The sequence below is a fragment of the Flavobacteriales bacterium genome (genome assembly GCA_016712535.1).
Lineage (GTDB): Bacteria > Bacteroidota > Bacteroidia > Flavobacteriales_F > PHOS-HE28 > PHOS-HE28.
In genome coordinates this window covers 1,190,964-1,217,399 of record JADJQW010000002.1, presented here as the reverse complement: position 1 = coordinate 1,217,399, position 26,436 = coordinate 1,190,964, and the positions used below count along the sequence as shown (strand labels likewise).

The following is a 26,436-nucleotide window of genomic DNA, read 5'->3' as shown; positions in this document are numbered from 1 at the left end:
TCACAGCGCCCATCCACCGCTGGACTTTTGGCCCAGAATCGACAACATGTCCAAGCGAAACCTACCGCTTTCCGGCATAGCTGGCCTGAAAGAGAATTGGAAGAGCGATCTCGTCTCCGGGTTCATCGTCTTCCTGATCGCGCTGCCTTTGTGCCTGGGCATTTCGCTGGCCTCTGGCGTGCCGCCCATGGCGGGCCTGATCACGGCAATCATCGGCGGCTTGTTCGTTTCGCGCATCAACGGCAGCCATGTCACCATCAACGGACCAGCCGCAGGCCTCATCGTGGTGATCCTCGGCGCTGTGGAGAGCCTTGGCGGCGGCGATGCCATGGCCGGGTACCGCGCCATGCTCGCAGCGGTGGTGGTGAGCGGCGCGCTGCTCTTCCTGCTCGGCCGGATGAAGGCCGGGCGTCTCGGCGACTTCTTCCCCAGCAGCGCGGTGCACGGCATGTTGGCGGCCATCGGCGTCATCATCCTATCGAAGCAGGCGCACGTGGCGCTCGGCGTCAAACCCGAAGGCAAGGAGCCGCTTGAACTGCTTGCGGAGATCCCGCATAGCATCGCGAACCTGAACCCCGAGGTGGCCATCATCGGACTCGTGAGCCTGCTGATCATGTTCCTTCTGCCGATGTTCCGGAACAAGTGGATCAAGATGATCCCCGCGCCGATGGTGGTGGTCCTCGCTGGCATCGCGCTCGGTTACTGGTTCGATCTGGAGCACGAGCACAAGTACCTCTTCCTTGATGGGCACGAGTACAGCATCGGCCCGAAGTTCCTGGTCACGTTGCCGGAGAACCTCGCTGATGGCCTCGTGTTCCCCGATTGGTCGAAGGCGCTCACACTGCCCTTCCTCATCGCCGTGGTGAGCATCACGCTGGTGCAGGGCATCGAATCGCTGTTGAGCGCGAAGGCCGTGGACAAGCTGGATCCCTGGAAGCGGGAGAGCGACCTGAACAAGGACCTCAGCGCGGTGGGTGCAGGCAGCGCGCTGGCTGGGCTCATCGGCGGCTTGCCCATGATCGCGGAGATCGTGCGCAGCAGCGCCAACGTGAACAACGGCGGCCGCACCGGCTGGGCCAACTTCTTCCATGGCGCCTTCCTGCTGATCTTCATCGCGGCCTTCCCCACGCTCATCCACAGCATCCCGTTGGCCGCATTGGGCGCGATCCTCATGTACACCGGCTATCGCCTGGCGGCGCCCGGGCACTTCAAGCACACGCTCCAGATCGGGCCTGAGCAGCTCAGCATCTTCATCACAACACTCGTGGTCACGCTAGCCACCGACCTCATCATCGGAGTGTTCAGCGGCATCCTGCTCAAGTTGATCATCCACCTCTCCCGCGGCGCGTCCCTCCGTTCGCTCTTCAAGCCTAACATGCACCTTCGATACGACCACTTGAGCGACTGCTTCGTGCTGGAAGTGCATGATGCCGCCATCTTCAGCAACTACTTGGGGTTGAAGAAGAAGCTCGACTCCATCCCGCCGCAGGCCCATGTTCGCGTGGATTTCGACAAGGCCATCATCGTGGACCACACCGTGATGGAGCATGTATTCGGCTACAAGGAGAAGTATGAGCGCGCCGGCGGGCGGTTCGAAGTGACGGAGATGGGCCACCTTGTGCCCCGATCGCAGCACCCTTATGCTGCGCGCCGCAAGCCCAAGAAGCACGCCCATCACGTCTGACCTCTTGCGCACAGCAATCCTCCCATACCTGCTTCTCGGCCTGTCCGCGACGGCGGCAGCGCAGCGCGTCACCGAACCGCAACAGCACCTCTGGGCCTCCCACTGGGGCGATCATCGCATCAGCGAACGCTGGGGCTTCCACACCGAAGGGCATTGGCGGCGCGCCAACTTGGGCAAGGATTGGCAGCAACTGCTGCTGCGCCCCGCCATCAATTTCCACCTGAACGACCAGGCGCTGCTCACGCAGGGCTACAGCTACTACTTCAACTACGCGTACGGCGCGCACCCGATCAAGTACCAGAATTGGGAGCATCACCTGTACCAGCAAGTGCAATTGAGCGGGCATGCCATCGGCCGTGCGCGGCTGCAGCATCGCTTCCGCATGGAAGAGCGCTTCATCGCGAAGCTGAAGCCCGCGGATGGCGACCCCTCCGTTGGGGCATTCGACGGCTACACCTACCAGAGCCGCTTCCGGTACCGCATCTGGCTCACGGTGCCGCTTGGCCACGACAAGCTGGATCCCGGCGTGTTCAGTGCGCAGCTCTACGATGAGGTCTTCCTGAATTTCGGCGATAGCCAACGCCTCGATTTCATCCAGCAGAACCGCATTTCGGCGCTGCTGGGCTATCAGGTGAGCAAATCCGTGAGCATCCTGGCCGGCTACCTGTACCAGACCATCCAACGGCCTGGCGCGGCGAGCGGTGCGGACCTCATCGAGCTCAACAGCACCGTGCACATCGCGCTCGTTTGCAACCTGGATCTGCGCAAACCGCAGGCGCCGACGCCGTAACCGCGCCGCGATCCGCCGGAGATAACGCCTGACGAGCGGCCGTTCCACTCGTTCGAGACCGAGTGAGAAGCCGGCAATAGAGAACGCCCCTCCTTCCGGAAGGGCGCCCCCATCAGCTGCTGGTTCCGGATCACAGCATGGTCGTCGGGCACACGTACTCGGTGCGCTTCACGTCCGTCTCCTTGATGGCGTTGAATCCGCCTACCACATCCACGAAGTTGTCCCATCCCCGCGCCTTGAGGATGCTTGCCGCGATCATGCTGCGGTAACCGCCCGCGCAATGCAGGATGAACGGCCTGTCCTTCGGGAATTGCGCCAGGTGCTGGTTGATCTGGTTCAGCGGCACATTGATGGCGTCGAGCACATGTTCGCTATCGAACTCGCTCTTCTTGCGCACATCGATGACGACCGGCTTGCCCGCATGGCGCTTCGCGAACTCCTTCGCATCGATGCGATCCACCGTGTCCACCTCCTTGCCCGCCGATCGCCAGGCCTCGAACCCGCCCTTCAGGTAGCCGATGGCGTTGTCGTAGCCCACGCGGCTCAGGCGGATGATGCTCTCCTCTTCCCTGCCCGGCTCCGTGACAAGCAGGATGGCCTGCTTGATATCGGTGATCATCTCCCCCACCCACATGGCGAAGTTGCTGTCGAGCCCGATGTTGATGCTGTTGGGGATGAAGCCCTTCGCGAACTCCCCGGCCGGACGGGTATCGAGCACCAAGGGGCGCTCCTCGTTGGCCACCACCTCGAATTCATCGGGCGCATAGGCCTTCTTCCCGCGCTCCATGATGGCATCGAGGCTCTCGTAGCCCTGGATGTTCATGAGGACATTCTTCGGGAAATACCCGGGAGGCGCGGTGAGGCCCGTGAGCAGTTCCTTGATGAACTCCTCTTTCGTGAGCTCCGGATTGAGCGCGTAGTTGGTGCGCTTCTGGTTGCCGAGCGTATCGGTGGTCTCCTTGCTCATCATCTTGCCGCAGGCGCTGCCCGCACCGTGATTCGGATACACGATCAGGTCGTCGCTCAAGGGCATGATCTTGTTCCGGAGCGAATCGAAGAGGTGGCCGGCCAGCTTCTCCTCGGTGAGGTCGGCGATCACATGCTGCGCCAGGTCGGGGCGTCCCACATCGCCGATGAAGAGCGTATCACCAGTGATGAGGCCATGCTCCTTGCCGGCTTCATCGATCACCAGGTACGTGGTGCTCTCCATGGTGTGGCCGGGCGTGTGGATCGCTTTCACTTTGGCTTTGCCCACATGGAACACCTCGCCATCGGTTGCCACATGTGCGGCGAATCCAGGCTTGGCGGTAGGGCCGTACACGATGGTGGCCCCGGTCTTCTTCGCCAGATCCAGGTGGCCGCTCACGAAGTCAGCGTGGAAGTGCGTCTCGAACACATGCTTGATCGCTGCGCCATCGGCCTTTGCTCGGTCGATGTAGGGTTGCACTTCGCGCAGCGGATCGAAGATGGCGGCTTCGCCGTTGCTTTCAAGATAGTATGCTGCATGCGCGATGCAGCCGGTGTAGATCTGCTGGAGCTTCATGGTCCTAGGTGGAGTTGAGGGTTGATGGCGGGTTGATGCTTGCCTTGAACCAATCCCGCTGCGACGCAAAACTCCCTTAACCGTGAAACCGCTTCGCTGACGATCATCAGCGAAGGCCGCCAAGTGTGACTTGCATCACCGGCCAGAAAAGCGAAGGCCCGGCCCGGAAGCTTCCGGGCCGGGCCTTCAAGCCTGGAAAGACTACTGGTTCGGGGCCGCCGCTGGGGCTTCCTCGGTCTTCACATCGTGGGTATGGGCTTCAGCCTTGCCGGCGCAGGCTGCTTTATCGCCCTTGGCTTTGCCCGCGCAGCAACTGGATTTTTCCTTGCCTGCACAGGATGCAGCGCCTTTCGCATGAGCTTCGGGTGCGATGGCCTCAGCGGCAGGAGCTTCTTGCAGCGTAGCGGCGTTCACGGCTTCTGGGGCATGGGCCTCGGCGGACTTCGTCTCCGCCTTGTCATGGCAACCGGCCTTGCCAGCGCTGGCCTTGCCGGCGCAGCACGCGGCTTTCGCAGCGGCCTCATCGGGCGTGGCCGCGATGGCCTCCGTCTTCTTGGCCTTGCGTTCTTTCTTGGTGCTGGCGTCTTGCGCCGTGGTCGTGGCCGTGATGAAGGTCAGGGCGAGGATGCTGAGGATGATGCGCATGGTGCCCGTTTGTGTGGTGCGAAAGTAGGCGAAACGCGAGGCCTCAGCCGTGCGCCTCGTCCAATTGGATCATGGCGAAGACCGCGTAGTTGATGATGTCGAGGAAGTTGGCATCGATCCCCTCGCTCACCAAGGTGGCCCCCTGATTGTCCTCGATGCTCTTGATCCGCAGGAGCTTCATCAGGATCAGGTCCACGAGCGAGCTCACGCGCATGCTCCGCCAGGCCTCGCCGTAGTCGTGGTTCTTGCGCGTCATCAGGTCGCGCGCGATCCGCTGCTGCCGAAGCACTTGGTCAGCGGCAGCTTGGGCATCGAGGTCCGGGGCCTCTACCACGCCAAGCTCCAGTTGCACAAGGGCCATGGCCGCGTAGTTGATGATGCCCACGAGCTCCGGCCGGATCCCTTCGCCCACCTTGTTCTCGCCTATCTGCTGTATGGTCCGGATGCGCTGGGCCTTGATGAAGATCTGATCCGTGAGCGACGGGACTCGCATGATCCGCCAAGCAGTGCCGTAATCCTTGGCTTTCTTCACGAAGAGGTCGTGGCACTCGCTGATGACAGCGTCGTACTGCGAGATGGTGCGTTCCATGGGCGGCCGAAGGTAAATCCCGACTCAGGTCAGGATCGGCCCGCATCATGGTCCTGAATGCGCAGGATTCACCGCGCCACCACGACCAGCTGCTTCCTGGTGCCTTGCCCCGTTCGCACACCCACATGATAGGCCCCGGATGCCACCCCGGCCAGATCCAGTTCCGCACGCTCGACGCCTTGATTCAAGCGGCGCTCGATCACCCTCCGGCCCGAAGCATCCAGGAGCTCAATGGTTGCGCCTGCAGGAACAGCGGCATCGAGCACGATGATCAGCAGGTCCGAAGCCGGATTGGGGACGATCAAGAACCCATTGGGCGAACCTGCTTCTTCAACCCCGACGCCCACCTCCCAGGTCTGCGCTGAACTGCATGCGCCTGAATTAACGATGAGCGTGATGGTGTATGGGCCGCCGTCGGCATAGGTATGCACAGGGTTCTGGTCGGTGGAGGTGGTTCCATCCCCGAAATCCCAGAACCAGCTGGTTGCGCCACCCGATGCTTCGGTGAAGGTGAGCGTGGTGCCATTGGCCACGAAGCTGAAATCGGCGCCGGGCACCACGAAGGCCACCACATCAACGGCCGGACTGCGGCAGGGATCAGCGACCACCTCGAGATCATAGAGGTAGTAGTAGAAATCCGGACCGGTGGTCGAGGAGGACCCCGTGAGCGAGATGAGTCCGGGCTCGGTATAGGGGTAGCTCGCCCCGGAATTATTGCGGAAGAGGTTCATGTTGTTGCCCCCGACACTGTACACGCCCGGTGCTGGCACGTGGAAGCCGAGGTCGATGCGGCCCTGCCCCACTGGCACATTCACCACGATGGTCTGGATGGGGGCGCCATTCGTTCCGTTCAAACCGTTCCACAGGTTGAAGGTGCGCGGTCCGGCTGTGGCGGCTTCCACCCATGCCGACACGATCGTCAAGGGCTGGAAGGCGGTGAAATTGACCGTGCCGATGAAGGCATTGCCGTGCTGACCGCCTGTGCCGATGGAACCGTTCAACGGCCCTACGTTGACCGGAGCCGACGCGATCTCGTTGCGAACGTAGAAGGTGCTCGTGGCATTCAGGACCGGCGTGGTGAATGGGCTTCCGCTGCCGAGCAAGGTTTCTTGCGCATCGTACCAGACCGCTTCATCAGTGACCGTGGCCGTGAGCGTGCCTGAGCTTCCGGAACAAACCGTGATGTCATCCGCGCTCGGTGCTTCAGGCAGTTCGATGATGACCTGTTGCGTTTGCTCGTCGGACCCGATGTTGTTCGACGCGGTGAGCGTGACGGTGAAGGTGCCGCTCGATGCATAGGTGTGCGTCGGGTTCTGCTCAGAAGAGGTGCTGCCATCGCCGAAGTCCCAAGCCCACGATTGCGGGATGTCCGTTGAAGCATCGCTGAAGTGCACCGTTCCATCACAAGCGGAGAGGAGCTCGAGCGAGAAACCGGCCGTTGGAGGCGTGGTAGCCGTGAGGCAGATGTTCGGCAGATCGAACGCCTCGGTCTGGTCGAAGCGCGAGCTGCTGCTGCCCTGAGAAGCGCTGTAGCCGAGGCCGCGCGTGGCGAAGGCCTGCCAGATGAGGCACTTGTTCGCACCGGCGTACAGGAGCTCGTCGGCTGCGAGGATGGCATCGCGACCATCGGCGAAGCCCGGGCTGCAAGGCTGCAGCTTCAATGCTTCGATCACGAGCTGCATGGCGATGTTGTTGCCGCCCGTGCCCGTGTACAGGTCCGGATCGAATCCATGCTCGGCGATCAGCGCCCAGGTCAGGTCCCAAAGCATGGTGGCCCAAACGAAGCCCACCCCATGCGGCTCGGAGAGCGCGGAGTTATTGGTGGCGCCGTAGGTGTAGTTGTTCACGGCGAAGGAGGTGGAGTAGCGCGCCGGGCGGATGCCCACTCCGGTGATGGCCTCGCCGGAGGCGTAGGTGGCGATGCCGCGGCCGTCGGAGCCTTGGTCGCCAGGTTCCATGGTGAGCATCAGGCCGAACCAATCGCTCCAGCCCTCACCCATCTGCTCATCGTTGCTGAGGCAATCGGAATTGCTGGCGCCGCCAGAGAGCCGGATCGAGATGCCGTGGCCATACTCATGCGCCACCACGCCGTTGTCGAAGGAGCCATCGCGGTCGGGGGACCCGGCCGTCCAGTTGTACATCTGCATGCGGCCGTTATCACCATCGGGCGGAGATGCGAAATTGGCGTTGTTGGTCCCGCCGCCGTCCTGCGCCTCGGCGAGCACGTGATCGGTTCCCTCACCGGTGCCGCTGTAGTTGGTCTGCTGGAAATTGCCGCTCTGCTCGTCGAAGCCGTAGCGCTGCCACACGTCGTGCATCAGGTTGTTCCAGAAGAAGAGATTGGTGATGGCCGCATCCTGGTTCCCATCGGGCGCCAACCCCAGGTTTAATGGGAAGTCGAAGCTCAAGGCTGGGCCTCCTTCCGGGCTGTAGCCGGGCTGGTCGTTGTCATCGGCATCCTCGTACGCCCGCACGTTGTTGCCGCGTGTCGTGGTGAACTCGGCGCCCTCAATGCCGTCCACGTCGTGCCAGCCGAAGGGCGAAGCGATGGGATCCGCTGGATCGATAACCAGTGCGCGCGCGCCATGGTTCGGGCTCTCAATCGGCAAAGCGAACACGTGATAGCCGGCGGATCCTGGAAGCGCCTCCGGGGTTGCTGCATCACACGGCGCTGGACCGCTCACCCCATGCGCGTGCTCTTCGCTCGGGAACTGGCATTGCACGGTGTAGTCGTTCAGCCGCAGCAATGCACCGTTGCCCGCATCCACGGCGAGGTGCCACCAGTTCGGGCCGCTCACCGATCGGATCGTGAGGTCCCACGCGAGGCGGACCGAGCCATCCCCCATCGGCTGATAGAGCAGCGCCGCGCGAATGGGATCATGCGCGATGCCCGAAGGTGAGAGCTCAAGAACGCCCCCGTGCAGTTCGCGAAGAACGACTGGCTCCTCGGTGATCGCCAGGTCCAGCGCGCTTGCGGCAGCACGCAGCGCCTGCACAGGTGAGATGGCGGGTTCCGCCGGGCCTGCCTTCGCCGCCGCGCCGCGCACGAATCGGTCGGCGAAATGCAGCACCCGGCCATCGCGGAGCGCGAAGGTCCCCATGGCGTTGTGCACATCGAGGCCGTTCGCGGTCTGCACCACATGGATGATGGAGACCCCTGGCGCGCTCGACGAGGGATGATCGGTGATCCTCCACTGCTGCGCATCAGCAGCCGTCAGGCCCAGCTTGGCGCCATTGTCGCGCAGGTAGGAGGCGATCACGCCTGAGTGCTCTTGCGCACCCAGCAGGGTCGCGCAAACAAGCCCTGCGAACAGGGCGATCGGTCGGAAACGCATGGGCTGGGCGTTGAATTGATGGGGAACCGCGTGTCGGGGCGAGAGAGGAGGCTACGTTGCCCAAACATAGCCGAATGCGACCTTCGGCGCCGAATCCGGATGGAATGACCAGCTGGCGAGTGAAGGATCGATTGCGCGAGGCACGGTTCCCAATGGTCATGGGGATCATCAATGCCACGCCCGATTCCTTCCATGCGCCGAGCCGCGCGCGGGTGGACGATGCCTTGCGCGTTGCGGAGCGGATGCTGGAGGATGGCGCGACCATCCTTGATGTCGGCGGCATGAGCACGCGGCCGGGCGCCGCGGAGGTCGACGAAGCGGAAGAGCAGCATCGGGCCATTCCATTGATCGCTGCAGTCGCGTCGCGGTTCCCGGAGGCCTTCCTTTCCATAGATACCTGGCGGGCACCGATCGCTGCCGAGGCCATCGCCGCTGGTGCCAGCATGGTGAACGACATCAGCGCAGGCACCCTTGACGGGGACATGCTGCCGACCGTTGCGAAGCTGGGGGTGCCGTACATCGCGATGCATATGCAAGGCACGCCGCGCACCATGCAGGTCGATCCGCGCTATGCCGATGTGGTGGCCGAAGTGGCGCTCTCCCTGAGCCGACGGCTCCATGCGGCGCACGCAGCGGGCATCGCTGACGTGATCCTCGACCCCGGCTTCGGGTTCGGGAAGACCACCGCGCACAACTACGCGTTGCTGAACAGTCTCGGATCCGTGGTCGCGCTCGGTGCGCCGGTATTGGTCGGCCTATCGCGCAAGCGCATGATCAACGAGGTGCTGGCGACAACGGCTGATGAGGCGCTGAACGGCACCACGGCGCTCAATTCGATCGCGTTGCTGAAGGGCGCATCGATCCTCAGGGTCCACGATGTCAAGGAGGCCGTGCAGTGCGTGAAGCTCCTGGCTGCCCTCAGGGATCAGAAATAGGCGCGCTTGCGCTTCTTGCGCCTGTTCGCTGCCTGCTGGGCCAGCATGGCCTTCTGCATCTCACCGATGGCGCGCTCGTACAGCACCATCACCCGCGCCGTCTCGCCGCGCATGCGCTCGGTGTATTCGATGTCCCAGCTCAGGTTGCGCACGCTGTGCTTGTAGCTGGCCATGCCCACCGGCATGTCGAAGAGCTCGAAGTCGAACTTCTCGATGAAAGCGAAGAGCGTGACCTGCACGTCCATATCGTAGAACGGCACATCGGGGAACAGCGGGATCTCGCGGGCATCGATGCGCACGTACTTGGGCACCATGTCCTTGCGATAGAACCACACCTGGTAATCGTAGCCGCGCTCGAGGTAGATCTCGTACTCGCCATTCCCATCGGTGAACTTCGTCTCGCGCTCCACGCTGTCCTTCACCAGGCGGACCTGCACCTGCTTGAGCCCGTCGCCGGTGAAGTACTCGCTCACGAGCCCATGCATGCGGATATAGAACGCATCGCTCGTTGATCCCAAAGACAGGAACGCTACGGCCATGAGCCCGCGCAATCCCGCCATCCTCCTGCTCTTCATCGCCGACAATTTATCGAGTGCGGCCGCGAAGGTGCGGAAACTTCGACGGACGCATCTTCGCGCCAAACCAATTGACATGTTCCGCGACCTGCGCGCATCAGAGAACTTCCACATCGTGCTCTGGCTGCTGAAGGACCTGTGCTGGGTGATGGTGTGGAAGCCCTTGGGGCTGGCCATGTTCATCCCCACCTTCCTCATGGCCGTTCACATCGCTTGGCGGATGCGCCGGGACCTGGGCGAGCTGCTCCATTGCATCGCCGTGGTCTGCTGGATCACGGCCAACGGAATCTGGATGATGGGCGAGTTCTGGTTCGAGGATACCAAGCGGCATTGGGCGGTGCCCTTCTTCATCGCGGGGATCCTCGTTGTCGGCTGGTACTATGCAGTGATGCTTCCGCGCAAGCGGCGCCAGCGCCCTCAGCATAGCTAGGCTTAACATGCCGCAGTGAAGCGCAGTCTATTTTCGGCGGCCCCATGGATCCGCTCATCCGCCTGCGCCTGCGCGCCAACCGCACCCTCCGCATCGCTGGTGCGTGGGCGGCGGCCGGGGCCTTGAGCGCGCTCTTCGAGCACAATGCGCTGGCCGAGGAAGGTGTTGCGAGCGACCTGCCGCTCCGCCTGCTCGACCGCATCATGCTGGTATTCGGCGTGGGGCTCGCGGGCGGCGGGGCCTACATCTTCCTGCTGCGCGATCGGCTCCGGCACCTGGCCTATCTGCCTGCCCTGGCCATCATGGCGGCGCTGATCGCTGCCGTGCTCGTGGTGACCTTGGCATGGCTGCCGGGATCCAGCGATCCCATCGGCGGCAGCTTCACCGACCGCCTGTTCAGCGTGGCCTGGCTCGGCAACTACCTGCAGTGGACGGCTCTCATGGGCGCCACCATGCTCATGGTGCGTCTCAGCGACCAATTCGGCACCGACGGCCTCTCGCATTTCGCAGGGCGCTACCATCAGCCCCGGCAGGAGCTGCGCATCTTCATGTTCCTCGACATGCGCTCGAGCACGAGCATCGCCGAGGACCTGGGCCATGTGCGCTACTTCCAGCTCATCAACGAGCTGTTCCAGGACATCACGGACCCGATCGTGTATTCGCGCGGTGAGATCTACCAGTACGTGGGCGACGAGATCAGCGTGAGCTGGCCCTTGCGCAGAGGGCTGAACAAGCAGCGCTGCATACGCTGCTTCCTCGATATCCGCGCGAAGCTGAAAAGGCGCGCATCCTATTACCAATCGCGCTATGGCATCACGCCTACGTTCAAGGCCGGCTTCCACTACGGCGAGGTCACCACCGGCGAGGTGGGCCTGGTGAAGAAGGAGCGCATCTTCAGCGGCGATGCTGTGAATACCGCCGCGCGGATCCAGAACACCTGCAACGAGCATCGAGTGGACAACCTGATCAGCAAGGAGCTGCTGGACCTGCTGCTGCCGAAGGGGGCGCTCCCGGTGCGCGAGATCGGCAGCATCGCGCTGAAGGGGAAGCGATCGGCCATCAGCCTATGGACCATAGAGCCACAGGGCTCCTCGACTTCCGTGGTTCAGTAGATCCAAGTCTTCCGCCGATCGGCCACCACGAACTGCCCCAGCGGGCTGCGATAAACCACCCGCTCGCCGAATAGCTCGAAGCGCTTGATCGCCGCTTCCGTGCCGTACCGGAAGCGCTCGCCTTGCGCAATGGCGCGCAACTCGCGGTTCAAGTCGAGGTACACGAGCAATCCGCCTTCGACCTGCCATTGCTCCGGCACGTATGGCTCCACCAGCGTGCTTGCCCCATTACGGAAGAGCATCAGGCGCCCACGCTCCAGGTACAGCAACAGGCTGTCCTTCACCCAGTATTCCGTGGGCGGCTCATCCAGGACGCGATGCACCGTTCCTCGCTCGAAGCACTTCAAGCGCCCATTGCCATCGATGAACGCGATGAGGCCATCCCCGGCCTTCGCCGATGCCGGCCGCAGATCGCTGATCTCCTGCTCGCTGCCTTGGAAGAGCGCCTTGAACACGCGCGCATGCCCGTCCCACCAGCCAACCACACCTCCTCCCGCCACCGCGATGCCGACGTCGGTGCTGTCGCTCAGTACGCGCAATCGGCCAGCTTGGAACAGTGAGAGCCTGCGCGCCTCCCTGTTGAAGACCACGAGCGCGTTCGACCCGAGCAGCCATTGCGGTCGCTCGCTCCCGCGCTCAACCAGCGCGATGGATTGGGCAGTGCCGCGCCACAGCACCCGGAGTTCGTTGAGCAGCGAGTCGTGAACCACGATCAGGCTGTCGCTCACACCGAAGGCCGCCACATTGGCGGCGATCGCGCGTGCACGGCCCTCGCGGATGGTCATCAGCGTATCGGCGCTGAGCCAGGCGATCCGATGCCGTGTGCCCTGCGGGTCGCCGCCAGCGCGGTCAAGCAGATGGAGGCGCCGTCCTTCAGGAAGGAAGACCTTGAGCTGTCCTTGGTGGTCGCGGTAAACGACCTGATCATTCATGGCGTGCACCAGCGCGGGCGGCCGAGGCTCGAGCTTCTCGAATCGCCCGTTCGCGAGGATGACGAAGCGCTCTTCACCGGAAACGAAAGGGACCGGCGATTGGGCCCCGACGATCGATGCACGCACCGCGACCGCGAAAGCCAGGGGCACCCACCGTTTCATGGCGCCACCATCAGGCGTGAAACATCGTGCACCCGTACCTCACGGCGCTTGCCTTTCACCGGTACCAGGTGCTCCGGCCCGATGTCGAAACGCTTGGTGGCCTCCGGCATCCGCTCAAGCAATTCGGCGCTCACCAGGATCCTCGTCTTCATCACCTTCGCGAGGCCGAGCATGCGGCTCACGCTGTTCATCACATCGCCGCTGAGGTCGACGGTGCGCTTGATGTGGCCGACCTGCGCGGAGATCACCCGGCCGCCGTGCAGGCCCGCGCGGAACTGGGGCACAAGCCCGTACTCGCGCATGAATTCAGTCTCATGCTCCTTGATGCGCGCCTCGATGTCGAAGAACAGGTCGAGGCAATTCAGCTTTCGGGTGCCGATGCGCATGGGCCAGGTGAAGATCACCTCATCGCCCACGTACTTGTGGATATCGGCCTCGTTCCGGAGCACGGCATCGGTCATCAGCGAATACACATGATTGAGGAAGCGGTAATAGCGCAGGTCCCCAAGGCGCTCTGCGATCTCGGTGCTGCTCACCAGATCGAGGGTGAGCACTACGCGCTCTTCGCGCTTGGGACGCTCGTAGCGGCCGAGCAGGAAGCCCATGAAGGTTCTCCGACCCATCCACTCCTCCACCTGCACCACGAGGATGGCGATGGAGCTGACCACCACGGCGCGCAGCACCAGCCGGTAGAACTGGGCCATGCCGAAGATCTCGTGCATGCGGTAGGGCGCATCGCTGGCGAGCATGGTGAAGCGATCGCTGCCCCAGAGCCAGGCCACGCCGATGAGCAGCATGGTGAAGAGGTTCACCAGCAGGGCCTTCCCAAGGAACTGCAAGGGCACGGCCAAGGCCCGGAAGCGCCTTCCGAAGAGGTACTCCTCCAGCACTCCGGTCCAAAGGCCCAGCAGCAGCCACGCGCCCAATACGAGCAGGCTGATGTCGTCCCCGGCGAAGAGCGTGAGCACCCAGGCCACCATCGCAGCCACCAGGCCGTACTTGGCGATCTTGCGGAGCTTATAGCGCGTAAGGGAGTTCATCTCGGGCCTGCCGGTTCCCAGCGGGGCGCGAATGTACTTGCCCCGGATGCCGCCACCTTTGCGTCATGGACCTCGTTCGCCGCACCATCGCGCGCTATGTTGAGCTCTCCGATCGCGATTGGGCGGTGATCGCTCCGTGCTGGAAGGAACATGCTTTCAGCCGCGGCGCTTTCATCAGCAGTGCCGGCAAGGTCGAGGACCGCTTCTACATCGTAGCCCAAGGCGTTCAGAAGCTCTCGTTCCCGCATGATGGCACTGACATCTGCGTGGGTTTCGCGTACGGCGGCAGCTGGAGCGGCGAATACGGGTCCTTCATCACGCGCCAGCCGGCCCGGTTCGATGTGGTTGCGGTCACGGACAGCATCCTGCTGGGCATCACGCACAGCGACTTGCAGCGGTTGTATGCTGAACTGCCCGTGCTGGAGCGCTGGGGCCGGTTGATCGCCGAGGAAGCGCTGCTTGGCCGCGCCACCCGCGAGATCGAGCAGATGAGCCTGAGCGCGCGCGCGCGCTATGAACGATTGGTGAAGCGAAGCCCGCAACTGTTGCAGCTCGTCCCGCAGAAGGACATCGCGAGCTACCTGCGGATGACCCCGGAGACGCTGAGCCGCTTGCGCCGCAGCGCTTCTTGATGCAGATCAACGGTGCATGCCCTCGGGCGTTCCTTGCTTCGCAGCATGAACCGGAAGCCCATGGATGCCCAGTCCCTCTGCGAAGGGCTGATCGCGGAACTCGATGCGCAGATCGCCCGCGCACGCGCCATCGCGGAGCTGCCCGCCGAACGGCTGCTGCATCGCCCGGATCCAGCGAAATGGAACGTGCTTGATGTCTTCGAGCACATGGTGCTCAGCAGTGGCATATACCTGCAAGGCTTGGAGCACGTCTTCGCGACACGCGCTGCCGACCTGCCTGCATCACTGACCTTCACACCGGGCCTGCTCGGCGACTATTTCACGCGCGCCATGCTGCCCAAGGCCGATGGGCGCCTGCCCTTGCGCATGCCTACCATCCGCCGCTTCGATCCCGCGCGGAACACGGGCTCCGATTCGGGGAGCATCCTCCGGTTCGTCGCGATGTGCGAGGGCCTCATCCGGCTGCTGAACCGTGCACCGGCCTCCGATCTCAACCGCATGCGCATCGTGAGCACGCTGGGGCCTTTGGTGCAGCTCCGCGCCGGCGACGCCTTCCGCTTCCCGATCGCGCATCAGCAGCGGCACTTCATGCAGATCGAGCGCTTGCTGGCCCATCATTGAAATGGGAGGATGGGTGCTGCTCAATCCGCAACGAGCAGCCCGCTCAGCACACGCACGAATTCCTTCGGTCGCTCGATGTTCGGCACGTGGCCCGTCCTCGGGATCACGATCCAGCGGTGCTCCGCCAACCCGTTTCGCGCAAGCACCGCCCGGCCAACAGCATTCGGGATCAGTTCATCGCGCTCGCCCCAGATCAGGAATACGGGCATCTTCCAGTCGTACTTCTTATGAACGAATGATGCCTCGTGCGCCATCAGGTCCTTGATCAAGGTGATCTGCGCGGCGCGGTAGGGCGCGGCGAACTCGTTGTAGATCTGCTTGAGGATGAAGCCGGGCATGGGCGGGTCACGATACAGCGAGAGCCGGATGCCGAAGCGCAGGTCCTTGGGGGCAGGCGTGCGCATCACCGCGAGCATGCCTGGAGCCCCGTGCGCCTGCGCGATGCTATCGGCGAGGGCCTGCGTGTAATCGCTCACGAGGCCATCGTAGATCACGAGCTTGCTGATGCGCTGGGGATGCAGCTCGGCCAAGCGCGCCGCCACCCCGCCACCGTAACTGTTGCCCACCACGGGTATCGGGTCCTTCACCCCGAGGCTGTCGAGCAGCAGCAGCACATGCGCCACCTGGTCATCGATGCTGCGACCGGCGTGCGTGGTATCCCACTTCGCGCTCTTGCCGTGGCTGAGCAGGTCCGGCATCACGCAGTCGTGGTCCTTGCGCAGCAGTTTGGCGGTCTTGCTCCATTGCAGCGCGCCCGTTCCGGTGTAACCGTGCAGCAGCAGCAGCTTGGGCTTGCCGGTGTCGCGGTACCACGCGAAGCGCGTTCCCGCAGGCGTGGTCACGGTTCGCGCTTCATAGCCCTTGCGCTCCAATCGGTTCTCGCACTTGCGTCCGTGCATGCGGGCGAGATTGCACGAGGAGAGCCCGATGACCATGAAGAGAATGAAGATCCAGCTCTCCGCACGCTGCAATCTCATCGGCGCGCCCTCCGCTTGCTCAGCACGCTCCCCGCATCCAGGAACCAGATCGCTTTGAGCGAGAAGCTGTTGATGCCGGGTGATCGCCATGTGTTGTCGAGGTTCTCGAAATAGTCCTGGCGCACGATGCCTTCGCGGGCGAAGATGTTGTCTTTCCATCCAAGGGTGATCTCGCTGCCAGGCGCGAAGTTCCAGCGCAGCCACAGATCCACGGTGAAGGCGTCGAAATCCACGTCGTGCTTGGACGAGCCATCCTCGTGTAGGCCGGTGTACTCCGTAGCGGCCAGCTTCCCATCGAGCAGCAGTTCGTGGTACTCGACGTACTGAGCCCGGCTCCAGTAATGGCGCACATCGGCGTTCAGAGACAGCGTGTTGGTGAAGGTGTAGCTGCCCTCGAGGCTGATCTCCGTGGTCCACTGGTCACGCCGGCCCAGGATGATGTCTTCATCGAAGAAGGCCACCCAGCCCACGTCCTCGTCCTTGAACTCGTGCCATGCGCCCAGGATGAAGAAGAGCTTGTCGTTGGGCCGGAAGCGCTGCTCCAGGTTGGCCATGAGGTTCTTCCGGTCGCGCTCATAGAAGCGACGGTAGCCCAGGTTCAGATCCACCGCGTAAGGCTTGTTGTAGTCGGTGCTGATCCAGACATCGTAGTTGATGTTCACCGGGAACTCGTAGAGCCGCCCTGGCACACGCGCCTCGAAGGGGTCGTAGGTGAGCACCGGCTCGGCGCGGATGCCGCCACCGAAGGCATTGAAGCCGCGCAGCACGCGGAAGGTGTTCAGCCCCACAGCGAAGTTGAAGAAGTGGTCCGGCACGATCACGCGCGAGTACTCGCCGTTGAAGCCGATGCCCCAGCGCTGCCAGGGCGCCTTCGGCTTGTACTTCACATACTCCAACTCGGGTTCAACACTGCGGTAATTCACCCATGGCCAGAACCCCAGGTCGTTGGGGTCGTACTCCGGCGAGAATTCCTCGTACGAGGTGCTGTATGTGAGTGCACCACCGGTCTTACCGATGCCCAACTCGTAGGAGTAACCCGGGTCGCGGTCCAGGCCCGGCCCGAATTGCTGCGTGATACGGCCTATTGCGCCTCCCTGCAGCGTGCGCGCCTTGTTGTTCAACAGCACATCGATCGCGGATGTGTTCGCGTCGTATGTGTCACCCTCGCGCAGCACATTGGTGTTGATCAGGCTCAGGTAACCGTTGTTCGGCAACTGTTGGTCCGCAACGACCACGCTGTAGTTGGTGAGCGGGTCGGTCAGCACTTCACGGGTGGCACCGGTACTGTCAGTGATGGTGCCGTACGTGGCGCGCGTTACGGCGTTCAGCACGCCGATGCCCAGACCTTTCGGTCCGCGACCGCTCACCTTGGTGGCGTTGATGAGCTTGCTCACGCCGGGATCATCGGACACGGTCTCTCCCGGCTGCAAGGATGAATACAGATCGTCGCGCAGCAACGGCACCCCGCCGATCCGTCGACTGTAGAACACGTCACCGCGCTGGAACAGCTCGGTACCCTCGGTGAAGAACTGCCGGTTCTCGTTGAACTGCACCTCGAAGGGAGAGAGGTTCAGCACCACGTTGTCGCTCACTACCTGCCCGAAGTCCGGTATCAGCGTCATGTCGAGGGTGTACGCATCGCTCAGTCCAAGTTTCACATCCATGCCACCGTTGAAGCTGCTGGTCCAGTCTTTCGCTGTCGGGTCCTCCTGAGGAAAGTGCTGGGCGTAGGCCGATGCATAGGGAAGGAGCATCAGGCGCAGCGGTGCATCGATCCCGTGGATGCCCGTGAGCACACCGCATTGCCGCAGCCAGCCTTCCTTCAATGGATCGATCGGGTTCCAGAAGCTCTTCTCTCTCGTTCGGCCTACAAGCCGCATCAGCTGAATGGACCAGACGTGCTCCTCCGCCTTTGGGAAGCGGAAAGCGGAGTAGGGGATGCTCATCTCCGCCACCCAGCCCTGTTCAGTCACTTTGGTGGCGCTGTGCCAGACCGCATGCCAGTTGTCATCTTCCGCTTCGTTGGCCACGATCGCATCCAATTGCACGCCTGCTGCCGTGACCACGAATTCGAATCCGTTGCGCCCGCTCTGGTATGGATCGAGCGTGACGCCGAACCAGTCCGTGATACCGATGTCGTCGCGGCCGCTGAGGCGCATCATTACGCTGTCGGGCTTGTCGTGAAGCACCGCACCTACGTGGATGGCATGATCGCTGAAGAGCACGCGCACCTCGCTGCGGTACTTGCTGGGCTCGTTCGGTATCGGCTCGTTCTGCACGAATTCATTGCCGATGTCGGCCGTGGCCCACGAGGGCTCATCCAGCACGCCATCCACCACGATGCGCTCCTTGGCCCGCGAGGCCGTTAGGTTCTTGCAGACCAGGGTGGTGTCCTGGGCGCTTGCGCCGAGCGAAGGGATCAGTAGGATAGGCAGGAAGAGGCGCATTGAGGCGCAAAGGTCGCGCTCGGTTCCATGCGCTTGATTCGCCAGTCCCTCGGGTTGCGTTCATTGCAGCCCGCGTTCAACTATCCGTCACCGAGATGGCAAGCGCTGTATATTGCAACGTGCGAAAAGAAGCGCTCATCAGCGAGCAAGGAAAGACCCCGCCGGACAAGCTCTTCTGGGCTGGCCGCAGCGTGGAAGAACGATTGGCGGCCGTCGAGTTCCTTCGGGCGCAATTCATGGCACACATCCATGCTGAGCAAAGACTTCAAAGAGTTTGTCGCATTGCTCAAAGAGCACGGCGCTGAGTACATGATCGTGGGCGGTTACGCGGTGGGCATGCATGGCTACCCGCGCTACACCGGCGACCTCGATATCTGGCTGAAACCGACGACTTCGAACGCTGAGCGTGTGCTGAAGGCACTGCACGGTTTTGGCTTCGGTGGCCTGAACATCACCGTTGGCGACTTGACCAAGGAGGACAACGTCATCCAGCTCGGACAGCCTCCCTTGCGCATCGACCTGTTGATGTCAATTGACGGCGTGCGCTTCGATGAGTGCTACGCGAACCGGAAGGAAGAGACCTTTGATGGCCTGCGCATGAACTTCATTGGGTACCACGATCTGGTGAAGAACAAGAAAGCGAGTGGCAGGCACCGGGACCTGGATGATTTGGAGAACATACCGGAGCCGTGAACCATCATTCCGTTGTGGCGTGCAGCTCTACTCGCAGCGCAGGATCTTGAACTCCGTGCGGCGGTTGACGCCATGTGCACGTTCCTTCCCTTCCTGGTCCATGACCGCTATGGAGTCTCGACTGATAAGAGGCTTTGACGTTCCATAGCCAACTGGGGAAAGGCGGCCCTGTTCTATGCCTCTATCGGCCAGTGCGGTAACGATTGCCTGCGCACGTAGCTGTGAAAGCTGGATTTCCTGCGACTTGCGCAACCGGGTGTACCCGCCCATGTGCTGTCCTACCTCCAGTTCAACCGACGGCACTGCATTCATGAAACCAAGGACAGAGTCAAGAAGAGCATTGTTCTCAGGGAAAGCCATCATCTCATCATCGTCCACGGCGAATGTGAAGCGTAGATCACGATTCACTGCGCCTACTTGACAATCGCGGTCCTTCCACCGGAAGACAGCCCTCGCGATCGGCGGGCATGATGCATGAAGGCTCGCTTCCTCGGAACAACCTTCGACTCCTTCAGGCTGAGCACTTTTTTGCAGCAGGTCGACGGAATCAACTGCTGAGGCCAACAGCAAGACCGGCACGGATAGACCCAGGCGGTTCATGAGCATCATAGTCTGGGATCGAAATCTACCACTACGAGCACGCCCCACGGTCTCCCGCAGGGCGCGCTTGTCGGACTACATTCTGTTCACGCCGCCACTTCCTCTTCCTTGTGGCTGCTCACCAGCTTGTGCTGCAATTCGCTGGGCACTTGCTGGTACGCGTGGAATTTCTCCGTGTAGGTGCCGCGCCCCTGGGTCAGACTGCGGAGGGTGGTGCTGTAGCGGTCCAACTCGGCCAGTGGCGTATGGGTCTTGATGATCTGGTAGCGGCCGCTGCTGTCGACACCCATCACGATGCTACGCCGTCCTTGCAGATCGGTCATCACATCGCCCATGAGGTCGGCGGGCACGCGCACCTCCAGCTCCTGGATCGGCTCCATCAACTGCGGGTCGGCGTTGGTGAATGCCTCGCGGAAGGCCTGCAGGCCAGCGATCTTGAAGCTGATGTCGTTGCTGTCCACCGGGTGCATCTTGCCGTCATGCACAAGCACGCGGATGTCGCGCGCCGGCGATCCGGTGAGCGGGCCGCGCTCCATCTTCTCCATCACGCCCTTGAGTATGCTCGGCATGAACTTGTTGTCGATCACGCCGCCGACGATGCAGTTGTAGAACACCAGCTTGCCGCCGGTGGGCAACTCGTGCTCCTCCTTGCCGCGCACGCTGTGGCCGTGCGGCTCGGGCATGCCTTCGTGCCACGGCTCGATCTTCAGGTGCACCTCGCCGAATTGGCCGCTGCCGCCCGTCTGCTTCTTGTGCCGGTAGCTGGCCTCAGCGGGTTTGCGAATGGTCTCTCGATAGGGGATGCGCGGGCTGCTGAAGGCGCAATCAACCTTGTAGTGGTGGTTGAGCTTCCACTTCAGCAGGTTGAGGTGCAGTTCGCCTTGGGCACCCACCAGTTGTTGTGCGGTCTCTCGGCTGTACATCAGCACAATGGTGGGGTCCTCCTTCTGGATCTCCACGAGCGCCGCGTGTAGCTTCTCCTCCAATTTCTGGTCGGTGGCCTTGATCACCTGCCGCAGGCGCGGCTCAGGGAAGGCGATGGGTTGCAATTTGACGCTCTTGCCTGGCGCGTGCAGCGTGTGGGCCGTGGCGGTGTCCTTCAGCTTCATGGTGCCGCCGATATCGCCGGCGACAAGTCTCTCCACGTGCTTGCGCTCCTTGCCGTCCACGATGAAGAGCTGCCCGATACGCTCGGTGGCTCCTGTATTGTCGTTCACCAGATCGGTGCCCTCCTTCACCTCGCCGCTCATGACCTTGAAGAGCGTGATGTGCCCGGCCTTGGGCTCGATCATGGTCTTGAAGGTGAAGAGCACAGCAGGGCCTTCAGCAGCGCATTCCAGCTTGCCGCCGCCGACGAGTTCCTCCGCAGGCATCTCCAGCGCGGCTGGGGCCACATTGTCGATGAAGCCCATCAGGCGGCCGCTGCCCATGTTGCGCAGCGCGCTCAGGCAGAAGACCGGGAAGCAGGTCCGTTTCATCATGCCCTGCTTCAGGCCGATGCGCATCTCGTCCTCATCGAGCTCGCCCTTCTCGAAGTAGTGCTCCATGAGCGTCTCGTCGTTCTCAGCGGCCTTCTCCACCAGTTCCTTGTGCAGGGCGGTGGCGCGCTCCATCTCGTTCTCCGGGATGGGCTGCTTCTCCGGCTTGCCACCGGCATCCTTGAAGACATACATGGTCATCTTCAGCAGGTCGATGATGCGGTGGAAGCCGTCGCCTTGCTCCACGGGGTACTGCATCACGGTCACCGCGCTGCCGAAGTGCTCCTTCGCCTGCGCCACGGTTTGATCGAAGTCCGCGTTGGGGTGGTCCAACTGGTTCACGCCGATGAGCACCGGGCGGTCATAGCGTTGCATGTGTTCCCACACCAGGTCGGTGCCCACTTCCACACCATGGTGCGCGTTCAGCAGCAGTATGCAGGTGTCCGCCACGCGGAGCGCGGGGATCGTCTCGCCCAGGAGGTCATCGAGGCCCGGGGTGTCGATGATGTTGATCTTGTAGCCCTGCCACTCGGTGTGCAGCACGGTGCTGTATACGCTGCTGCCGCGCTCGTGCTCCAGTTCGTGGTAGTCGCTGATGGTGTTCTTGTCCTCGACTCGGCCGCGGCGTTGGATCAGACCCGCTTCGAAGAGCATGGTTTCGGCCAGCGTGGTCTTGCCGCATCCGTGGGAGCCCAGGAGGACGACGTTCTTAATGTGTTTCGCATCGAAGGTTTTCATGGCATGGAAGGGGTTAGGGATGAATGGGGCTTCCGCCATTCGTGGAGGTCGCCTGGGGCGACGCGCGAGGCTTGGGCTGAAATTAGCCCGCTGCCCCGGACAATTCCAAGGCAAGGGTCAGTCCCAATGCAGAAAGCCCGCTCGCGCGGGCTTTCTGCAAATCGGATGCGCCGGGCTAATTCAAGGACTCCATGGCCCGTCCGGCCTGAAGCCGCTTGAACCGCTCCACGACCTCATCATAGTTGGCGGGCAGGTTCAGCTCCTTCTGCGGACAGAAGGCCAGGTCCTCACTCTGCTGGTAGCCGATCGTCTCGACGGGCTTCTGGTGCTCTGCCGGGGTGCCCTCGCCATTCGGCTGGGCTTCGCTCGCGTTCTGCATCACGGGTCCTTCCTTTTGGCTCAGGGGAACACGCCAGGAGCGGACTTGTTCAGCGGAGCGGGGCGAATGTAACGCGATGGCCTCCGCGTGTAAATAGTCCTTGTTCACGGATCGGCCCATCATGGGAATCCCGACATTGGGCGCTGGCCCATCTTTACCGCACCAACTCCCGCACCCATCATGCGCAAGCTCCTGATCCTTTCCTTCCTGGTCTGCTCCATTGGTTCCTACGCTCAGTTCAATGAGGCAGGCCGCTTCCACGCCTCTATCGGCGGTGCCGTTGGCTTTCACGCCACGAAGTACTATCAGAAGTTCACCTTCAATTTCTTCGGGACCCCAGTAAGCGTTGATACCACCACGACCGATGGCGCGGCCACCTATACCCTGCCCATTGAATTGGATTTCGGACTCGCCAAGTTCATGAGCCTCGGCCTTTACCTGGAACCAGGGGCCTACCTCGATTCCAGCGCCACCGAATCGAACAACCTGATGATGGCCGGCATCCAGCCGCGCTTCTACCTGCTGAACAAGGATCGCTTCGCCCTGCTCGCCTCGCTGCAACTGGGTGTTTCAGCACTGAACATCGTGCGCGATGAGGCCGGAACGATCAACGACAGCGATTCACGCTACCTCGGGTTCCAGTGGGGCCTGGGCACCGGCATGGCCGTGGGCTTCGGCAACCATCTGGGCATGCGCTTCATGCTGCGTTACGTGAGCACCAGCATGCCGTTGCGGGCGGCTGAGCAGAACGGAAGCAGCATCGACCTTGACAACTTCGAAGCCAAGCTCACCACCGGCGGCGTGCTCCTGCAGCTTTCTTTCTGCGTGCGCTTCGGAGGGAATTGAGCCGCGCCTACATTCGGCCCCGCATTGCGGTTCCGCCATTCGGCGGATGAAAAGGGAATCCCGTGCGAACCGGGAGCTGTTCCCGCAGCTGTGAATCGCTGAGGTCCAACGCACACGCCACTCGGCAACGGGGAAGGCGCGATGGATGAGGGCGATGAGCCAGAAGACCTGCCGCGCTGCGCAAGACAATGGCCCCGGGCAAGGGCGGGTTGGCTGGCGGTGGCCATCCTTCCGTTGCCGGGGTTTCACCATCATGAACGCCGCGCGGTGAACGCGGCAAGCAAACCCCAAATTCCATGTTCCGTTCATTTCCCGCCCTGTTGGTTGCCGGAGTCCTTGCGACGGCTGCCAATGCCCAGCAGTATGTGCACCAGGTCGTACTGCTCAATGAAGGCTGGTTCGATTATGTGAACCAGGTGGTCGTCCTCCCGCCCTCGCTCGGGAGCTACGATCCGGCCACCGGCCAATACACCGAAGTCGCCGTGATCCCCAACGCCCGGTTCGGCAACGATGTAAAGGTGGAGGACGAGATCGTGTTTGTGAGCGCGGATACCATGCTGCTCAAGTACGACGCGAACACCTTCGCCTTGCTGGACATGGAGGTGGTCCGCGGCATCCGGCGGATCGGCATCTGGAACGATCAGTTGGTGATCACCCGCGGCGAGTTCGGCGGATTGCCGCATTACGTGGAAGTGCGCGACAAGGGCTCCCTTGACCTCTTGTACACGATCGACGCCGCAGAGATCCCCTACCACGCTGAAGCCGTGGAGATCGTGGGCGACCAGGCTTTCGTATCGCTCCCGAACGGCTTCGATTGGCCGAATTACATGAACCTGGTCGCGGTCATCGACCTCGCATCGCAGAGCTACGAAGGCGTGATCGACCTCGGCCCGGATGGCGACAACCCTGAGCATCTGATGTCCTGGAACGGCGGCCTCTACGCCTTCAACAACAAGGACTACACGGGCAGCAGCATCAGCCGAATCGACCCGGTCGCGAGCGCGCTGATCAGCACCATCAACGTGGCGAACAACTCCGGCTGCGGCACATCGGCGGCGGCGGCGGATAAGATCTATTACCTGGAGTACGCAGTGGATCAGATCGCTCGATATGACCTCGTCAATGACCAAGTCCAGGATACGCTCACGAACGGACTCAGTGCCTATGGCATCGCCAGCGACCCGATCAACGGCGTTCTTTACGTGACCACCACGGACTTCACGAGCACGGGTACGCTCTATGTGATGGAGCCGGATGGCAACGTGCTCAGTGACGAAGCAGTTGGTGTCTCAGCCGGGAAGATGGCCTTGGACATCCGATTGACCACAGGAGTCAGCCACGCGGTCGCGCCTGTGCTTACCGTTTTCCCGAACCCCGCCGAGGATCGGGTCTTCATCGGGTTGCCCGGCATGGCTTCCCCGATGGGCTTGGAGGTGGTGGATGCCATGGGCCGTGCTGTGCTGCGGGAGCGCTTGTCCAGCAATGGAACGCTTCAGCTTGACGTGAGCAGCCTGGCGCCGGGCTCATACGCAGTCAAGCTCGAAGGCGGGAGCTATTCGCGCTTCACGAAACAGTGATCGGCTCGGGATCCTACATTTGCCGCCCACCGCGACCACCGGCTGGCTGCAAAGGCCTCCTTAGCTCAGCGGTAGAGCAGCTCATTCGTAATGAGCAGGTCTTCGGTTCAAATCCGAAAGGAGGCTCTCTTAGAGCCGCAAGCCCTCCAGCGCAAGTTGGGGGGCTTGTTTATTTGGGCAGGGGTAAATAAGGGGGCAAGTTTGCGACCGCTGGAGCCTTTCCCGGTGTATCGCTCGGAAGCCTTGCCAGCCCTGCCCGGATCAATTCGCGGGCGCTCCGATAACCGAACTCCTTTGGAATTAGCGCAAGTCCAAGAACGCCCCGCGTAGACGGATCGGCCAGCAAGCCGGGGACCAACGTGCTTCATCGGCGCGGGTCAGTTGCTCCAGCAACCGTTCCCGCCTCTTTGATCGCTTCGTGGGCTTGCCGCGATAGGTTCCGGGCTTCCTTTTGCCCTTGCTTCGTTCTAAGTGCCGCTCGGCGTTCCAGTAGGTTTCATCCCAGCGGTTGAGCTTGCCGCATGTTTGGGAAGGGTAGTAGAGCCGATAGCTGAAGCCCCACCTACTTCGGAAGGTGCGGGCATGATAGGCCCGGTAGAGCATCCGACAAGCGCGGCCGGTTTGCGGACAACGGAAGTAGAGCACTTCACCCCGGCCGAGGTTGCTCGGCTTGCTCACCATGTCGAACCGTTGCCGCACATCTTCAGCCGCCCCGGTGTGCGGATGGGTCCAGGTGTAGCTCAGTTCCATGTAGACCTCGGCCCCTTTGCGCTTGGTGAAGATCCGCACGGCGTCACCGTTGGTCCACGTCCATGATCCGCTCACCTCGGCACCCTTGGTGAAGTAGCCCACCTTCAGCAACCGCGACAATTCCAAGCGCGGGGAAGAGTAAACCGTGGCGGCTCCAGTGTACGGGCGTCCCATCGCAGTGCTCAGAAACCCCAGCCGGTAGGTTGCTCTTCCTTGCCCTCCACGTTGTTCAACTTCGGGAACACGTAGGGCAGGAGCTTGCACAGTGTGGCGATCCGGTCCTTTGGCTCCAGTGCCTTCAGCGTTTCGGGCAGCTCGGCCAGTTCGCGCCTCACCAATTCCTGAAGCCCTTCCCGTGTGCCCTTGGTCCACGGTTCGGCTTCCTTCGCCTTGGTGCGGCCTTTCAGTAATGCGATGCCCACCGATAGGTCCACGTCGAACTCACTTCCCTTCAGGTAGGTGTAGGCGGCAAGGTTGATCTCCACGCATTGCTCTTCGTTCATCCCTGCCTTGGCCAGTAGTGCCTCAGCCGCGCGGTCCCCCTTCAGGGGTTCATCGTGGGAGGCTTGCAGGATGTCAAGCACCTGGGAATAGAGGTCCATAGCCTTGTCCACGTCGGGGAACTTGCCGCCTTCCTTCACCTTGCACAGAAAGGCCAAGGCGTAGCCGTTCCAGTGTTCGTTGTTCGTGTGTATCGCAGCCTCGGCCGCTCCAGTTTTCCGCTTGCTCATTGTTGACTTGGGTTTGTTCGTTCAGGTGTGCCGTCGTTCAGGCGTTGCAATTCCATCAGTTCGCGGTTGCACTTCGACCGAAGGCGCTTCGATAGCTCGGCGATGCGTTCCAGTGCGTCCATGCGATCGGCCAAGGCTTCAGCCCGTGTCGCGTTGTCCAACTCTTCGCGGATCCCTTCGGCCAGGTTCTCCATG

The 26,436-nt window shown here is 62.2% G+C and carries 25 protein-coding genes, 1 tRNA gene and 1 riboswitch; of the genes, 11 read left to right on the top strand and 15 right to left on the bottom strand.

Annotated features, from left to right (window positions below; translation table 11 throughout):
• The first annotated feature begins 46 nt into the window (after window positions 1-46).
• Window positions 47-1,684 (top strand): SulP family inorganic anion transporter, encoded by a 1,638-nt coding sequence (locus IPK70_04950; GenBank protein ID MBK8226504.1) that lies wholly within the window; start codon window positions 47-49, stop codon window positions 1,682-1,684.
• A 4-nt stretch (window positions 1,685-1,688) separates the two neighbouring features.
• A complete protein-coding gene (locus IPK70_04945; GenBank protein MBK8226503.1) occupies window positions 1,689-2,474 on the top strand; it encodes a DUF2490 domain-containing protein in 786 nt (261 codons plus the stop codon).
• 130 nt (window positions 2,475-2,604) lie between these two features.
• Here IPK70_04945 and IPK70_04940 read toward each other — a convergent pair whose 3' ends face one another.
• The 4 genes from IPK70_04940 to IPK70_04925 all read right to left on the bottom strand — a co-directional run bounded on the left by IPK70_04940 (window position 2,605) and on the right by IPK70_04925 (window position 8,586).
• Entirely contained in the window at window positions 2,605-4,017 is a 1,413-nt protein-coding gene (locus tag IPK70_04940) for an MBL fold metallo-hydrolase (GenBank protein MBK8226502.1), read from the bottom strand.
• Between the two features lie 201 nt (window positions 4,018-4,218).
• Complete coding sequence (locus IPK70_04935; GenBank protein MBK8226501.1) at window positions 4,219-4,662, bottom strand: hypothetical protein; 444 nt, start codon at window positions 4,660-4,662, stop codon at window positions 4,219-4,221.
• A 43-nt stretch (window positions 4,663-4,705) separates the two neighbouring features.
• Window positions 4,706-5,251, bottom strand: coding sequence for a DUF1599 domain-containing protein (locus IPK70_04930; protein MBK8226500.1), 546 nt, complete (start codon window positions 5,249-5,251; stop codon window positions 4,706-4,708).
• A gap of 68 nt (window positions 5,252-5,319) precedes the next feature.
• The gene (locus IPK70_04925; GenBank protein ID MBK8226499.1) at window positions 5,320-8,586 is read right to left on the bottom strand and encodes a M36 family metallopeptidase; all 3,267 of its coding nucleotides are present in this window, start codon (window positions 8,584-8,586) and stop codon (window positions 5,320-5,322) included.
• A 104-nt stretch (window positions 8,587-8,690) separates the two neighbouring features.
• Between IPK70_04925 and folP the strand changes: the two genes are divergently transcribed.
• On the top strand, window positions 8,691-9,521 hold the full coding sequence (gene folP, locus IPK70_04920) for a dihydropteroate synthase (GenBank protein MBK8226498.1): 831 nt from the start codon (window positions 8,691-8,693) through the stop codon (window positions 9,519-9,521).
• Here folP and IPK70_04915 read toward each other — a convergent pair.
• Window positions 9,512-10,060 carry a hypothetical protein gene (locus IPK70_04915; GenBank protein MBK8226497.1) on the bottom strand — a complete coding sequence of 183 codons (549 nt, stop codon included), beginning with the start codon at window positions 10,058-10,060 and terminating at the stop codon, window positions 9,512-9,514. The genes folP and IPK70_04915 overlap by 10 nt on opposite strands.
• Here IPK70_04915 and IPK70_04910 point away from each other — a divergent pair.
• Together IPK70_04910 and IPK70_04905 are read left to right on the top strand one after the other, a co-directional pair.
• Window positions 10,059-10,526: a hypothetical protein gene (locus IPK70_04910; GenBank protein ID MBK8226496.1), complete on the top strand. Its 468-nt coding sequence runs from the start codon at window positions 10,059-10,061 to the stop codon at window positions 10,524-10,526. The genes IPK70_04915 and IPK70_04910 overlap by 2 nt on opposite strands.
• 44 nt (window positions 10,527-10,570) lie before the next feature.
• Window positions 10,571-11,638, top strand: coding sequence for an adenylate/guanylate cyclase domain-containing protein (locus tag IPK70_04905; GenBank protein MBK8226495.1), 1,068 nt, complete (start codon window positions 10,571-10,573; stop codon window positions 11,636-11,638).
• On the opposite strand, the gene IPK70_04900 is transcribed toward IPK70_04905, so the two are convergent.
• Together IPK70_04900 and IPK70_04895 are read right to left on the bottom strand one after the other, a co-directional pair.
• Window positions 11,632-12,732 carry a hypothetical protein gene (locus tag IPK70_04900; protein MBK8226494.1) on the bottom strand — a complete coding sequence of 367 codons (1,101 nt, stop codon included), beginning with the start codon at window positions 12,730-12,732 and terminating at the stop codon, window positions 11,632-11,634. The genes IPK70_04905 and IPK70_04900 overlap by 7 nt on opposite strands.
• Entirely contained in the window at window positions 12,729-13,772 is a 1,044-nt protein-coding gene (locus tag IPK70_04895; protein MBK8226493.1) for an adenylate/guanylate cyclase domain-containing protein, read from the bottom strand. Before IPK70_04895 ends, IPK70_04900 begins: the two co-directional genes overlap by 4 nt.
• 65 nt (window positions 13,773-13,837) lie before the next feature.
• On the opposite strand from IPK70_04895, the gene IPK70_04890 reads away from it, so the two are divergent.
• Window positions 13,838-14,404, top strand: coding sequence for a Crp/Fnr family transcriptional regulator (locus IPK70_04890; GenBank protein MBK8226492.1), 567 nt, complete (start codon window positions 13,838-13,840; stop codon window positions 14,402-14,404).
• A 45-nt stretch (window positions 14,405-14,449) separates the two neighbouring features.
• A complete protein-coding gene (locus IPK70_04885; protein MBK8226491.1) occupies window positions 14,450-15,025 on the top strand; it encodes a DinB family protein in 576 nt (191 codons plus the stop codon).
• 20 nt (window positions 15,026-15,045) lie between these two features.
• On the opposite strand, the gene IPK70_04880 is transcribed toward IPK70_04885, so the two are convergent.
• Both IPK70_04880 and IPK70_04875 read right to left on the bottom strand, forming a co-directional pair.
• Entirely contained in the window at window positions 15,046-16,002 is a 957-nt protein-coding gene (locus IPK70_04880) for an alpha/beta hydrolase (GenBank protein MBK8226490.1), read from the bottom strand.
• Window positions 15,999-18,449: a hypothetical protein gene (locus IPK70_04875; GenBank protein MBK8226489.1), complete on the bottom strand. Its 2,451-nt coding sequence runs from the start codon at window positions 18,447-18,449 to the stop codon at window positions 15,999-16,001. Before IPK70_04875 ends, IPK70_04880 begins: the two co-directional genes overlap by 4 nt.
• 249 nt (window positions 18,450-18,698) lie before the next feature.
• On the opposite strand from IPK70_04875, the gene IPK70_04870 reads away from it, so the two are divergent.
• Window positions 18,699-19,142 carry a nucleotidyltransferase gene (locus IPK70_04870; GenBank protein MBK8226488.1) on the top strand — a complete coding sequence of 148 codons (444 nt, stop codon included), beginning with the start codon at window positions 18,699-18,701 and terminating at the stop codon, window positions 19,140-19,142.
• Window positions 19,143-19,169: 27 nt separating this feature from the next.
• On the opposite strand, the gene IPK70_04865 is transcribed toward IPK70_04870, so the two are convergent.
• The 3 genes from IPK70_04865 to IPK70_04855 form a co-directional block, all read right to left on the bottom strand.
• Entirely contained in the window at window positions 19,170-19,742 is a 573-nt protein-coding gene (locus tag IPK70_04865; protein MBK8226487.1) for an OmpA family protein, read from the bottom strand.
• Window positions 19,743-19,828: 86 nt separating this feature from the next.
• On the bottom strand, window positions 19,829-21,958 hold the full coding sequence (locus IPK70_04860; protein MBK8226486.1) for an elongation factor G: 2,130 nt from the start codon (window positions 21,956-21,958) through the stop codon (window positions 19,829-19,831).
• Between the two features lie 175 nt (window positions 21,959-22,133).
• Window positions 22,134-22,337, bottom strand: coding sequence for a hypothetical protein (locus tag IPK70_04855; GenBank protein ID MBK8226485.1), 204 nt, complete (start codon window positions 22,335-22,337; stop codon window positions 22,134-22,136).
• A 180-nt stretch (window positions 22,338-22,517) separates the two neighbouring features.
• Between IPK70_04855 and IPK70_04850 the strand changes: the two genes are divergently transcribed.
• From IPK70_04850 to IPK70_04840, 3 genes are all read left to right on the top strand, one after another.
• The gene (locus IPK70_04850) at window positions 22,518-23,183 is read left to right on the top strand and encodes a hypothetical protein (GenBank protein ID MBK8226484.1); all 666 of its coding nucleotides are present in this window, start codon (window positions 22,518-22,520) and stop codon (window positions 23,181-23,183) included.
• A 10-nt stretch (window positions 23,184-23,193) separates the two neighbouring features.
• Window positions 23,194-23,374, top strand: a riboswitch (cobalamin riboswitch).
• Window positions 23,375-23,479: 105 nt separating this feature from the next.
• Complete coding sequence (locus IPK70_04845) at window positions 23,480-24,760, top strand: T9SS type A sorting domain-containing protein (GenBank protein MBK8226483.1); 1,281 nt, start codon at window positions 23,480-23,482, stop codon at window positions 24,758-24,760.
• A gap of 54 nt (window positions 24,761-24,814) precedes the next feature.
• Window positions 24,815-24,886, top strand: a tRNA-Thr gene (locus IPK70_04840).
• Between the two features lie 174 nt (window positions 24,887-25,060).
• Here IPK70_04840 and IPK70_04835 read toward each other — a convergent pair.
• Genes IPK70_04835 through IPK70_04825 form a run of 3 tightly spaced genes read right to left on the bottom strand, consistent with a single transcriptional unit; the run spans window position 25,061 to window position 26,435 of the window.
• Entirely contained in the window at window positions 25,061-25,684 is a 624-nt protein-coding gene (locus IPK70_04835; protein ID MBK8226482.1) for a hypothetical protein, read from the bottom strand.
• A gap of 8 nt (window positions 25,685-25,692) precedes the next feature.
• A complete protein-coding gene (locus IPK70_04830) occupies window positions 25,693-26,241 on the bottom strand; it encodes a hypothetical protein (GenBank protein MBK8226481.1) in 549 nt (182 codons plus the stop codon).
• The gene (locus IPK70_04825; protein MBK8226480.1) at window positions 26,238-26,435 is read right to left on the bottom strand and encodes a hypothetical protein; all 198 of its coding nucleotides are present in this window, start codon (window positions 26,433-26,435) and stop codon (window positions 26,238-26,240) included. The genes IPK70_04830 and IPK70_04825 overlap by 4 nt, the downstream gene beginning before the upstream one ends.
• Window position 26,436 lies beyond the last annotated feature (1 nt).